The organism is Rhodococcus sp. SJ-2, from assembly GCF_053750035.1.
The window spans coordinates 4,257,851-4,269,876 of record NZ_CM132340.1 but is presented as its reverse complement, the minus strand read 5'-3'; the positions used below and the strand labels follow the sequence as shown (position 1 = coordinate 4,269,876).

Below are 12,026 nucleotides of genomic sequence, written 5' to 3'. Positions count from 1 at the left end.
GAGGCCTCTGCCTGCGCGTCTCGCATGTCCGAGCGCCATCCTGCATGATGGCCACGTGAATGAACGATCGAGCGAACATCCGCATATGGGCCTGAAGACGACCCGCTCGGATTCCGTCGCGGTGTTGTCGGTGAGTGGCGATGTCGACTTGTCCAGCGCTCCGTTGCTGGAAGAGGAAGCTCTCGGGTTGCTCGACGAGGATCTGTCCGGCCTGATCGTCGATCTCACCGATGTGCATTTCCTCGCGTCGATGGGTATGGCACTACTTGTGGACCTGTCCAAGCGCGCGGCCGACAGCGTCGCCTTCGCTGTAGTAGCAGAGGGCAACGCCACCGCGCGGCCGCTGGAGCTGCTCGGGCTCGGCGATGTCCTCTCCATCCATCCGCGCCTCGAGGACGCGCTCGCGGCCGTGAAGCCGGCGGAGATACCTGAGAAGTAGGCAACTGCGCACGCGCTGTCCGTCTAGAACCGAGGAGCCATGCAGACTCACACCGACGGGTCCGCATCGTTCACCTCCGGGGGGATCTTCTTCCGGGGTGTGCGCGCGGACGCGACTCAGATCGCCGGCCTGCGCCAGGCTGTACGGCAATGGTTGGGGACTCTGCACCTCGAACCGGACCACGAGCATGATGTGGTGTTGGCCAGCTACGAGGCGCTGGCCAATGCGGTGGAGCATGCCTACTCGGCCGACGACGAGATGGCCACGGTAGACCTGGAAGTGACTTTTCGCCCGCACGAGCGTCATCTCGAGGTGACCGTTGCCGATCACGGGCGGTGGCGCGACGTGATCCACGATCCGAATGCCTCGCGCGGGCACGGTCTCGCCCTGATTCGTAAACTCACGACGGAGATGGTGGTCACCCCGGGGTCGGACGGTACCCACGTCGCGATGCGCTGGGCGCTCTGATCACCGATGAGGTCCGGAATTCCGGACCTCATCCCCCGGGCTCGATCTCCCTCAGAGTTCGAGGGCTCCGACGTCGGCGCGAGCACCCGCGAATTTGAGCCGGAGTTCTCGTCGTGCAGCCCGGTCACCGAGATACTCCAGGAAACGCCGCCCCTCCGGTGTCCTCTTGATCAGCGTCGATTTCACGACGTTCTTCGCGATGACCGGCGCCACCGCCACAGGCGGTACCGTCGGCAACCCCAGATCCTCGAGGCCTCGTTTGCCGAGGAAGAATCGAAGCATGCTCAGCAGTCTCAGTCGCTCGTATCGACCGATTAGACCCGAGAATCTCCCGTAGTCGAGGGTGCGGTGGCCGTCGACGAGTGCGCGCGAGAGAGCGGCGCCCGCGGGCGTGACGTCGTCCTGCACCAGCACCACGTGGTAGTTGAAGTGGTGTTGTTCGCGCTCCGTGTCGAAAAGGAAGTCGTCATCGACGCCCATGAGCCATCCGATGTACTTCCACATGTGCATGATTGCGGCGGATTCCTCGCGCGTGACCAGATAGCCGAGGGCACGCGCGCCGATCAGTAGCGTGCCGTTGAACAATCCGAGTGTTGCGGCCTGGTCGGTCTGGTTGATGGGTAATCCCCAGTACCCGATGTCCCATCGACCGTTCGTTTCGAACCGCTGGTTGACGAGGGCGTGCATGGCACGCACATGCACGGTGAGCTTGAATCCGTCACCGTCACGACGCATAGCTCCGGGTTCCCCCACCGCGGTGCCCCACTTCTGGGTTTCGCCGAGGCGTCGCATCGCGGTGGATCCGGTCAGGCCGCCGGTCTCGACCAGAAGGTCGGGTGGTCCACCGAATCGGTAACCGCCGATGAGTGCGAGTTGCAGCAGCACGTCGTTGCGCGTCCGCCCCATCCGCCGGAATGCGCGTGCTCCTCTTTCCAGCAGGTTCCAGTCCACCCAGTCGGGAACTTGTTCGACGTGGGAGAAGAATGTGCGAAGAGCGCCGGGTGCGTTCGGGACGGTGTCGACGCCGTGCTCGAGTGCCTGATGGAACTGACGCATGGTGACGCGCTCGGGGTCGTTGCGGTCGAGGCGCATGGCCTGTACGAGGGCGGCGCCCACCTCGTCGCGGGCATACATGCGGCGTCCGATCCGGTCGAGCAGTTCGTCGTCGACCTCGCGAATCTTCGCGAAACGCGTCAGAGGCCTGCCGATGGCTTCGTTACGGGGTCGGTTGCCCTCGTAGCGGCTCGGGTACGGGGATGCCTCGAGGTGCGAGTCGAGTTCCTGCGTCATCATGTCGCTATGCTCACACGAGTGATTACTCGCATTCAATTCGTATTTCAGGCCGCGAGATGACCTCGCCGGAACGGCGCCGAACCCGACGGGCACCTCAGCAGGATCGCTCACGCGCAATGGTCGAGCGCATCATCGACGCAGGCCGGGCCGTACTGCTCGAACGCGGCTACGACGGTGCATCCACCAATCGCATCGCGGAGCAAGCCTGCATCAGTCCCGGGTCGTTGTACCAGTACTTCCCGGACAAGGACGCGATCGTCGCCGAGATCGTCGACAGATGGACTGCGGAGCTCCACACTCGCATTTCGCGTGTGTTCACGAGGGCGTTGGAAGGCCCTGCGGAAGACATGTCGGTACGCGAGACACTCCTCGAACTACTGGGCGCGCTCGGCGAGAATCCGCGTCTGCTCCGCGTGTTGATCGAAGAGCTGCCCAAGGCTCCCGACAGTCGCCTCTCCGATTTCGAGAAGCGAATCGATGCGCTGCTCGGCATGTGGCTGCGGTTCCACCTCACCGATCGCGGACGTCGCCCTGTCGACGCGATCGCGTGGATGTTGGTGCGCACTGTCGAGAACGTCGCGGTGTCCTATGTTCTGGAACAGCCGGACATCACCCGCGAGCAGGTGGCCGACGAACTCACGGCAATGGTCACCGCGTACCTAGGTGAGATGACCGGTGTCGGGTAACGCGTCCGGGTGCATGCCCGGGATGCGGTGGGTCGCATCCCGGGCCAGGGGATCAGCCCGCGGAGAATGCGGCGAGGGCGGGCACCAGCAGGGCGAGCGCGCGACCCCGGTGCGACGCAGCGTCCTTTTCCTCGGCGCTGAGTTCCGCTGCAGTGCGGCTTTCCCCTTCTGGCACGAAGACGGGGTCGTAGCCGAATCCGTTCTCGCCACGGGGGGAACGGGCGATCGCGCCACGCCATTCGCCGCGCACCACGGTCACCGCGACCGCGTCGCCTTCGGGGACTGCGAAGGCGCAGGCGGACACGAAGGCTGCCCCGCGCTGCGGATCGGGCACATCGCTCATCTGCGCGAGCACGAGCGCGGTGTTCGCAGCGTCCTCACCGTGAGTGCCGCTCCAACGTGCCGACAGCACACCGGGCATGCCCCGCAGCGCATCGACCTCGAGACCGGAGTCGTCCGCGATGCACGCCATCCCGGTCGCGCGGGCGCCGTCTCGTGCTTTCGCGGCCGCGTTCTCCTCGAACGTCGCGCCGGTCTCGGGGGCCTCGGGGTATGACGGGACGGCATCGAGGCCGACCAGTTCGATCCCCGCAATGTCTGCCGCGTCGAGGACCCGCTGCAACTCTCCGAGCTTCTTCGCGTTCCGGCTCGCCACGAGAACCCGCGTAGGCATGTCAGGCACCGAACTTCTTCTTCGCCGGCTCGGCGACGAGGGGTTCGGGCAGAACACCCGGGTACGGCTGTTCGAGGACCTCACGCTGGATGCGGCACAGTTCCTCGATGCCACCGAGTGCAGAGTCGAGCAGTTTGTCGAGGGTCGTGCGAGGGAAGGTGGCCCCCTCGCCGGTGCCTTGGATCTCGACTAGGGTTCCGGTGTCGGTGGCGATGACGTTCATGTCCACCTCTGCGCGCGCATCCTCCTCGTACGGCAGATCGAGCCGGACACGGCCGTCGACGACACCGACGCTGATGGCCGCGATCTGGCACGAGAGCGGCTGCGGATCCGCGAGGCGGCCTGCCGCGCGGAGCCAGGTGACCGCGTCGGCGAGTGCCACGTAAGCACCTGTGATGGCCGCGGTTCGGGTTCCTCCGTCGGCCTGCAGGACGTCGCAGTCGAGGGCGATGGTGTTCTCGCCGATGGCGGCGAGGTCGATGCACGCTCTCAAGGAGCGGCCGACGAGCCGGCTGATCTCCTGGGTACGACCGCCGACCTTGCCTTTGACGGATTCACGTCCGCTGCGAGTGTGGGTTGCGGCGGGCAGCATCGCATACTCGGCGGTGAGCCAGCCCAGACCCGATCCGCGACGCCACCGCGGCACCCCTTCTTCGACGCTCGCGGTGCACATCACACGGGTCTGTCCGAATTCGACGAGGACCGAACCCGCGGGGTGATTGGTGAACCCCCGGGTGATCTTGATGTTGCGGAGTTGGTCGTCTTCCCTGCCGTCTGCTCGTGTCGTCACCCGAACGAGCCTAGGGGATGCACGTCGAACCGACTCGGAGGACCGCTTCAGATGCGGTACACGTCTCCGGAGGTCACTGCATGTACCGGACCGTGGAACTCGGCCTTCGCTTCCGCGATGACGTCTTCGCGAGACGTCCACGGCGGGATGTGGGTGAGCAGCAGTTCGCCGACCCCGGCGCGGGCGGCCACCCGTCCTGCCTCGGTTCCCGAGAGATGGATGCCTTCGGGCCGCACTCCGGGCGCGTGGGTCCAGGACGCCTCGGACAGCAGGACGTCCGCGCCACGGGCCAGTTCGATCACCTGATCGCACATGCCTGTGTCACCGGTGTAGACGAGTGTGCGACCGGAGTCGCTGGTGATGCGGAATCCGTAGGCCTCTGGGGGATGGTTGACCTTGGTGGGGCTGATGGTGAGCTCACCGAAGCGGAACGCTTCTCCGTCGCTCAGCGACCTGACGTCGAGGGTGTCGGAAATATCGTCGAGCTCTCCCGCAACCTCTGCCGATGCGACACCGAGGCGTCGCGCGGTACCGGCAGGACCGTAGACCAGGGCTCTGCCGGTGGGGGCATTCGGGGAGTAGCGGCGCCACACGAGGAGACCCGGAATATCGAGACAGTGGTCGGCGTGCAGGTGCGACAGGAGCACGGACACTTCGCCTGGGTCGGCGTGGCGTTGCAATGCTCCGAGCACTCCCGGGCCGAAGTCGATGACCAGGGGCGGGGTGTCGGGCGCGGTGAGCAGATACCCGGATGCGGGAGAATCCGGCCCGGCCACACTGCCCGAGCACCCCAGAACGGTCATGCGCATATGGCTCATGCTGCCATGCCGAAGGTCCCCGATGAAGCCAACACCCGTTTTCCGGTCGGACTCACAATGACAACGGAGCTGTGACCCAGGGTTCGACACCCGGGCGGTGCGTGACGGCCGTCGCTGTATTCAGTGCAGCCGGTCTGCGGTTCTCACCGATCGTGCGCGGCGCGCATCCGACGAGAGCACCCACGCCGCGATGACTCCGCCGATCGCTCCGAAGAGGTGCCCCTGCCACGACACGAACGGATCGCTGGGAAGGACGCCCCACAGCATGCCGCCGTAGAAGAACAGCACAACCAGCCCGAGCACGATCTGCCCGCCCTTGCGGGTGAAGATCCCGCGGATGATCAGGTAGGTCAGCCAGCCGAATATGAGCGACGACGCGCCGATGTGGTTGTCGCCGGAGCCGGCGAACAGCCAGGTTCCGACGCCGGCGACAACCCAGATGATGGCGGTCGCCGCGATGCCGCGGGTGATTCCCGATGACCACAGGACCAGGAAGCCGAGGACGAGCGCGGGCACCGTGTTTGCGGTCAGGTGCGTCCAGTCGCCGTGCAGGATGGGTGCGAACAGGATTCCCCACAGGCCGTCCCCGGTTCGGGCCTCGATCCCCGCCGACTGGAGATCGGCGGGCAGGATCCGATCCACGATCTCGACGACGTAGAGGAAGGCGACGAAACCGCCGATCCATATACCGGAACGCAGCCACGTCGGCCGTTCGGTCGGTGGTGTGCCCGTCGGAATGGTCATGCGTCCATTGTGACGTCTGTCCGGGTGGCGTGTGGGTCTGTCGTGGTCACAGCTTCCGCGCGGACGGAAAGGTGTCGAGGTAGGTGGGGATTCCGGCGACGGATTCGGCGGCGAGCACGGCGTCGACGATGGCGCGTTCGACCGCGTCGGCCGCGGCTACGCATACGGCAGCGAGAATCGGCAGGTCGGCGGGGAAGGCGTCGGGCACGCCCTCCGGTGGTGGGAGCTCTGCGGTGCCGGTGGAGAGCGCGAACAGCGTGTCGCCGTCGAGGGGTGAGTGTGCGGGTCGGATCGCCCGGGCCAGCCCGTCGTGTCCGGCCACGGCGACCCGGCGACACGCAGCTTTCGTCAGGGGGGCGTCGGTCGCGACGACTCCGATGGTCGTGTTGAGCACGGTGCCTTTGTCGCCGAGCGCATTGGCGGCGGCGAGTTCGTCGGCATCAGGGACGCCGAGGCCGAGATCGGCGGCGCGAATCGCGTCGAGCCCCCACGGCAGACCGGTGTGGGGGTCGAAGACCGACCCGACAGGATTCGCCACGACCAGCGCGGCGACGGTGACTCCCGCCGCGGGCCCCGCCGTCAGCCGGACACTCCCGGTACCGATGCCGCCTTTGAGGACACCGGCGCGTGCTGCGGTCCCTGCTCCGACGGAGCCTCGCCGTAGTTCCGTGTCGGTGGCCGCCACAGCCGCCGCGTGGCCGCTGTCGGCAGTGGGCCGGGTGTGCCAGCGCCCGACCGGCAGATCGAAGATCACCGCGCCGGGGACGATCGGCACCACGGCGCCGGGCGCGCCCATCGGGATGCCGCGACCCTGTTCCTCGAGATAGCGCATCACTCCGTCGGCGGCAGCCAGGCCGAACGCGCTTCCCCCGGTGAGCAGGACAGCGTCGACGTGCTGAACCGAGTGGCTCGGATCGAGCAGGTCGGTTTCGCGGGTGCCCGGACCTCCGCCGCGCACATCGACGGCCCCGACCGTGGGTCGGTCCGCGAGGATCACGGTGCAGCCGGTAGCGGCTCCGGTGCCGGGTTGTTCTCCAGCGACGGTGACGTGGTCGTCGAGTTGCTGCCAGTGCCCGACGCGAAGGCCCGGTACGTCTAGCAGGGAATCCGTGGGACCGGGGGTCATGGCAGCAATGCCTGGACGAGCGAGTCCTGCATCCAGGTCAGCCAGTGGTAGACGTCGAGGTGCGGCGCGCGGGGGTCGTCGTCGTCGAGGGTTTCGGGGGTGTCGGCGTCGATGCCGAGCGTGGTGCCCAACGCGAGTCGGACGTCGTTGAGCCCGTACAGCCAGGCTTCGGCCTGCTCCGGGTTGAGAACGACCTTTCCGCCGTCCTCGGGAACGGTCCGCAGGATGACGGCTCCGGCGGCCAGTTTCGCGTCGATGATGCTCGGCTCGTGGAGGCTGCGGAGCGCTCCGTTGAGGTCGCCTGCCTCGTCGTCGGGGTTGACGGTGGCGTCTGCGCCGGGTCGGTGGAAATCGGGAAGTAGTCGCTCGAGCGCGGGTATCTCGGGTGGGGTCGGGTTGCCTGTGCGCAGCCCGGTGAGTTCCGCCAGGTCGTCCTGAGGTGCCTGCGCGGAACGATCCTCGAGCATCCCGAGCACCGAAGCGACGAGGGAGCGCAGTACGGAGGCCTCGTGGCCGTCCATCTCCGAGCGAAGTTTGGGGCCGCTCAGCGAATTCTTCCTGGTCCACTGCCGCACGTCGGTCGGATCCTCCTGTAGGCGCCTTATTCGTCTCGTTGCATCGTGGCCCACAGCCCTGCGGCATGTAGACGCTGTACATCGTGTTCCATCTTGTCACGGGACCCACTCGACACAACGGCTCTGCCTTCGTTGTGCACCTTGAGCATGAGTTCGGTCGCTTTGGCCTTGCTGTAGCCGAAAAGCTTCTGGAAGATGAACGTCACGTAGTGCATGAGATTGACGGGGTCGTCCCACACCACCGTCACCCACGGTCGATCGACCGCCTCGGCTTCTTCGACGACTTCCGCTTCGGCAGGCATGGCCTGGCCCGCGGTGATCAAGTGGACGTCGAGGGGGGTTGTCCTGGAACACGGCGCCATGCGTCAAGGGTACGGCGTTCTCGCGGCTCGAAAAACCCGTCGTCACCGTGCTCGCTCTAGAGTGAGCGGATGGCTGTCACATCCGCCGGTACGAAGCCGGTGAGCACCGCACTGTTCACGGACAAATACGAACTGACGATGCTCGAAGCCGCTCTGGCCGACGGCTCGGGCAACCGCCCCTGCGTCTTCGAACTGTTCGCCCGCAAGCTTCCGGCCGGTCGCCGGTACGGGGTGGTCGCAGGCACGGGGCGGCTGCTCGATGCTCTACCGGCGTTCCGATTCGGCGACGCCGAACTCGCTGTGGCGGCGGAGTTCCTCGAACCGTCGACCGTCGACTGGTTGCGCAACTTCCGGTTCAGCGGCGACATCGACGGCTATCGCGAAGGCGACTTCTATTTCCCCGGCTCGCCGGTCCTGTCCGTCCACGGCACGTTCGCCGAATGCGTCCTGCTCGAGACGCTGGCCCTGTCGATCTTCAATCACGACAGCGCTATCGCATCCGCTGCAGCGCGCATGGTCAGCGTGGCCGACGGTCGCACCTTGATCGAGATGGGTTCGCGCCGCGCGCACGAGGAAGCAGCTGTATCGGCAGCGCGCGCGGCATACCTTGCGGGCTTCGACTCGACGTCCAACCTCGAAGCTGCGCGTCGCTACGGCGTTCCCGCAGCCGGAACCGCGGCCCACGCGTTCACACTTCTGCACACCACTGCCCACGGCCGCGACGAGGCGTCGGCGTTCCGCAGTCAGATCGAGTCGCTCGGTGTCGGTACGACCCTGCTCGTCGACACCTACGACATCACGCAGGGGGTGGCGACGGCGATCGAGGTGGCGGGTCCGGAACTCGGCGGTGTCCGGATCGACTCCGGCGATCTCGGGGTCCTTGCACGTCAGGTGCGCAGACAGCTCGACGGCCTCGGCGCTCGGCGGACGAAGATCGTAATGTCCGGCGACCTGGACGAATACGCGATCGCCGGACTGCGCGCCGAGCCGGTCGACGCCTACGGAGTGGGGACCTCCGTGGTCACGGGTTCGGGTGCACCGACCGCGGGCATGGTCTACAAGCTCGTCGAGGTCGACGGTATTCCGGTCGAGAAACGCAGTACGGCCAAGGAATCGCGGGGCGGCGCGAAGCGCGCCGTGCGGTACGCGCGCCGCACCGGCACCGTCGTCGAAGAGGTCGTCTACCCCGAACACCTCGAGGTGCCGACGGGTGAGGGGCGGTCTGCGACCGACCTGACGGTTCCGCTGGTTCGCGGTGGCGAGCCGGTCCCCGGCCTCCCTACCCTGGAGGACAGCAGGAAGTATCTGAGGAGGTCGATGGTGAGTCTGCCGTGGGAAGGGCTGACGATCTCGGCAGGCGACCCGGCGATCCCCACTCGTTTCGTGACTTCGGCGGAGCAGAGGTGAGGGCGGTGCGAGCACTACTCGTGGTCGACGTACAGAACGATTTCTGCGAGGGAGGCGCGCTCGCAGTGACCGGTGGCACCGCGGTCGCGTCCGCCATCACGTGTCTCCTCACCGAGCGTGGGGACGACTATTCCCATGTGGTCGCAACACGCGACCATCACATCGATCCGGGTGAGCACTTCTCGGACGATCCCGACTTCCTCGATACCTGGCCGCCGCACTGTCGCGCCGACACCGCCGGCGCCTGCTTCCATCCGGATCTGGAGCTGTCACGGATCGAAGCGGTGTTCTCGAAGGGCGCGTACGAGGCCGCGTACTCCGGTTTCGAAGGCGTCGACGAGTCGGGGCAGCCCCTCGCGCGGTGGTTGCGCGAGCGCGGTGTGACGGACGTCGACGTCGTCGGGATCGCCACCGATCACTGCGTGCGCGCGACCGCGTTGGATGCCGTCGAGGCGGGATTCGGGACGCGGGTGCTGCTGGGTTACACGGCCGGTGTCGCCGAGGCGACCATCGAGTCCGCGCTCGATCAGATGCGCAGCGCAGGCGTCGACCTGGTCGAATGGGTCGGCGCCGAAATCTGACGGTGGGTCCCGCTACCCTGGCTCGGTGCCTGAACTCCCCGATGTCCCCGAATTGCTACGTACGGCGGTGCACGCTCTGGGCGGCAAGGAGCGGCGCAATCAGCTGACCATGGCGTCCGCGGTAGCACACAGCATCGACACCGGTGAGCACCTCGCGGTGCAGGCGGGCACCGGCACGGGAAAGTCGCTCGCGTACCTCGTTCCGAGCATCCGGTATGCGGTACAGACCGGCCGCACGGTTGTGGTGTCCACCGCGACGATCGCGCTGCAACGTCAGCTCGTCGACCGCGATCTCCCGCGTCTCGCCGAGGCACTCGAGGACGCCCTCGGCAGGAGGCCTCGCTTCGCCATCCTCAAGGGCCGCGGAAACTATCTCTGCCTGAACAAGATCCACACGGGTCTCGCCGAGGAGGCGCCGGCCGAGGCCCAGCTCTTCGACGCGTTCACGCTCTCACGCATCGGCCGCGAGGTGCGCCGCGTGACGGAATGGTCGTCGAGCACGGAAACCGGCGACCGCGACGACCTCTCCCCCGGCGTCTCCGACCAGGCGTGGCGCCAGCTCAGTGTCACCGCACGCGAATGCCTCGGCAAGGCACGCTGCCCGGTCGGCGACGACTGCTTCGCCGAGATCGCACGCACCGAAGCGTCGCAGGTCGATGTGGTTGTCACCAATCATGCGCTCCTCGCGATCGACGCCATCACGGGAATCGCGATCCTGCCCGAACACGACGTGGTCGTCATCGATGAAGCCCACGAGCTCGTCGACCGGGTCACCGGTGTCGCTACCGCCGAGTTGTCGAGCAACAGCATTTCCGCAGCCGCGCGGCGCTGTCTCAAGCTCGTCGAGGACGAAGACGTCGATCGGCTAGAGGGTGCGGCCGAGAACTGGGAGTCGCTGCTCGAGGAGCTGCCCGCCGCCCGGTGGGATTCGATGCCCGAGGGTGCGGCAGCTGCCCTTGCGTCGATCCGCGATGCCGCGTGGGCCGTACACACCGCCATCGGGCCGGCCAAGCCCGGCACCGATCCGGAAGCCGCCGCAGCCCGCAGCCAGGCTCTCTCCGAGATCGACGAAGTGCACGATTGCGCGGTGCGGGCTCTGACGACGTTCGAGCAGCCCGATCCCGCACAGCGTCAGGATGTAGTGTGGCTGGCGGCCGACGAGTTCCGCGGAAATGTGCGGCGCACGGTACGGATCGCGCCGTTGTCGGTCGGGGGTCTGCTGCGGTCTCGACTGTTCGGCGAGTCGACGGTGGTGCTCACTTCTGCGACGCTCACGGTCGGCGGATCGTTCGACGGTCTGGCCGTCAATTGGGGGCTCCCCCCGCAGGCACCCTCGCGCAGCGAGACCACTGCCGCATCGGGGGCCGAACCGCCCGCCGACAAGAGTGAACTGAAGTGGAATGCCGTCGACGTCGGGTCGCCGTTCGACCACGCGAAATCCGGGATTCTGTACATCGCGAAGCACCTGACGCCGCCCGGCCGCGACGGGCTTGCGTCGTCGCATCTCGACGAGATCGCCGAGCTGGTCACGGCAGCAGGTGGTCGCACCCTGGGTCTGTTCTCGTCGATGCGCGCCGCGAAGGCCGCGAGCGAAGCTCTGCGAGACCGGATCGATACCCCGATCCTGTGCCAGGGCGACGATTCCACGGGTGCACTGGTCGACAAGTTCGCAGCCGACGAAGCGACGTCGCTGTTCGGCACCCTGTCGCTGTGGCAGGGCGTCGACGTGCCGGGCCGGTCGCTCTCGCTCGTTCTCATCGACCGGATCCCGTTCCCCCGCCCCGACGATCCGCTGTTGGTCGCCCGGCAGCGTGCTGTCGAGTCCCGCGGCGGCAATGGGTTCATGGCCGTCGCAGCGAACCATGCTGCGCTGCTCCTCGCCCAGGGTGTCGGCAGGTTGTTGCGGTCAACCGACGATCGAGGGGTCGTTGCCGTGCTCGACTCTCGCCTGGCCACGGCCCGTTACGGTGGTTATCTGCGCGCGTCGCTCCCGCCGTTCTGGGAGACCGCCGACCCTCAGGTCGCCCGGAAGTCGCTCTCCCGACTCACCGGTTCGTGAAAATG

The 12,026-nt window shown here is 66.9% G+C and carries 14 protein-coding genes; 6 read left to right on the top strand and 8 right to left on the bottom strand.

Features of this window, described 5'->3' with window-relative positions; translation table 11 throughout:
• Window positions 1-55 precede the first annotated feature (55 nt).
• Entirely contained in the window at window positions 56-439 is a 384-nt protein-coding gene (locus ACSYG9_RS20030) for an anti-sigma factor antagonist (protein WP_440124154.1), read from the top strand.
• A 39-nt stretch (window positions 440-478) separates the two neighbouring features.
• Complete coding sequence (locus ACSYG9_RS20025) at window positions 479-907, top strand: ATP-binding protein (RefSeq protein ID WP_454839691.1); 429 nt, start codon at window positions 479-481, stop codon at window positions 905-907.
• 51 nt (window positions 908-958) lie between these two features.
• Here ACSYG9_RS20025 and ACSYG9_RS20020 read toward each other — a convergent pair whose 3' ends face one another.
• Window positions 959-2,200, bottom strand: a complete 1,242-nt coding sequence (locus ACSYG9_RS20020; RefSeq protein ID WP_454839689.1) for an oxygenase MpaB family protein — start codon at window positions 2,198-2,200, stop codon at window positions 959-961.
• 116 nt (window positions 2,201-2,316) lie between these two features.
• Here ACSYG9_RS20020 and ACSYG9_RS20015 point away from each other — a divergent pair, with 116 nt between their 5' ends.
• On the top strand, window positions 2,317-2,886 hold the full coding sequence (locus tag ACSYG9_RS20015; protein ID WP_454839687.1) for a TetR/AcrR family transcriptional regulator: 570 nt from the start codon (window positions 2,317-2,319) through the stop codon (window positions 2,884-2,886).
• A 52-nt stretch (window positions 2,887-2,938) separates the two neighbouring features.
• Here the strand turns inward: ACSYG9_RS20015 and rdgB are convergent, their stop codons facing one another.
• The 7 genes from rdgB to clpS all read right to left on the bottom strand — a co-directional run bounded on the left by rdgB (window position 2,939) and on the right by clpS (window position 7,974).
• On the bottom strand, window positions 2,939-3,559 hold the full coding sequence (gene rdgB, locus ACSYG9_RS20010; protein WP_454843010.1) for an RdgB/HAM1 family non-canonical purine NTP pyrophosphatase: 621 nt from the start codon (window positions 3,557-3,559) through the stop codon (window positions 2,939-2,941).
• 1 nt (window position 3,560) lies between these two features.
• Entirely contained in the window at window positions 3,561-4,349 is a 789-nt protein-coding gene (gene rph / locus ACSYG9_RS20005) for a ribonuclease PH (protein ID WP_440124149.1), read from the bottom strand.
• Window positions 4,350-4,396: 47 nt separating this feature from the next.
• Complete coding sequence (locus ACSYG9_RS20000; RefSeq protein WP_440124148.1) at window positions 4,397-5,158, bottom strand: cyclic nucleotide-degrading phosphodiesterase; 762 nt, start codon at window positions 5,156-5,158, stop codon at window positions 4,397-4,399.
• 129 nt (window positions 5,159-5,287) lie between these two features.
• On the bottom strand, window positions 5,288-5,911 hold the full coding sequence (locus tag ACSYG9_RS19995) for a rhomboid family intramembrane serine protease (protein WP_440124147.1): 624 nt from the start codon (window positions 5,909-5,911) through the stop codon (window positions 5,288-5,290).
• A 46-nt stretch (window positions 5,912-5,957) separates the two neighbouring features.
• Window positions 5,958-7,046 carry a P1 family peptidase gene (locus ACSYG9_RS19990; RefSeq protein WP_440127733.1) on the bottom strand — a complete coding sequence of 363 codons (1,089 nt, stop codon included), beginning with the start codon at window positions 7,044-7,046 and terminating at the stop codon, window positions 5,958-5,960.
• Window positions 7,034-7,612 (bottom strand): oxidative stress transcriptional regulator AosR, encoded by a 579-nt coding sequence (aosR, locus tag ACSYG9_RS19985; protein WP_440124146.1) that lies wholly within the window; start codon window positions 7,610-7,612, stop codon window positions 7,034-7,036. Before aosR ends, ACSYG9_RS19990 begins: the two co-directional genes overlap by 13 nt.
• Before the next feature lie 26 nt (window positions 7,613-7,638).
• Window positions 7,639-7,974: an ATP-dependent Clp protease adapter ClpS gene (clpS, locus tag ACSYG9_RS19980; protein ID WP_169688496.1), complete on the bottom strand. Its 336-nt coding sequence runs from the start codon at window positions 7,972-7,974 to the stop codon at window positions 7,639-7,641.
• 69 nt (window positions 7,975-8,043) lie between these two features.
• Here clpS and ACSYG9_RS19975 point away from each other — a divergent pair, with 69 nt between their 5' ends.
• The 3 genes from ACSYG9_RS19975 to ACSYG9_RS19965 are packed head-to-tail and all read left to right on the top strand — an operon-like array spanning window position 8,044 to window position 12,021.
• A complete protein-coding gene (locus ACSYG9_RS19975) occupies window positions 8,044-9,381 on the top strand; it encodes a nicotinate phosphoribosyltransferase (protein ID WP_440124145.1) in 1,338 nt (445 codons plus the stop codon).
• A 5-nt stretch (window positions 9,382-9,386) separates the two neighbouring features.
• Window positions 9,387-9,962, top strand: a complete 576-nt coding sequence (locus tag ACSYG9_RS19970) for a nicotinamidase (RefSeq protein ID WP_440124144.1) — start codon at window positions 9,387-9,389, stop codon at window positions 9,960-9,962.
• A 25-nt stretch (window positions 9,963-9,987) separates the two neighbouring features.
• Window positions 9,988-12,021 (top strand): ATP-dependent DNA helicase, encoded by a 2,034-nt coding sequence (locus tag ACSYG9_RS19965; protein WP_454839683.1) that lies wholly within the window; start codon window positions 9,988-9,990, stop codon window positions 12,019-12,021.
• Window positions 12,022-12,026: the final 5 nt, after the last annotated feature.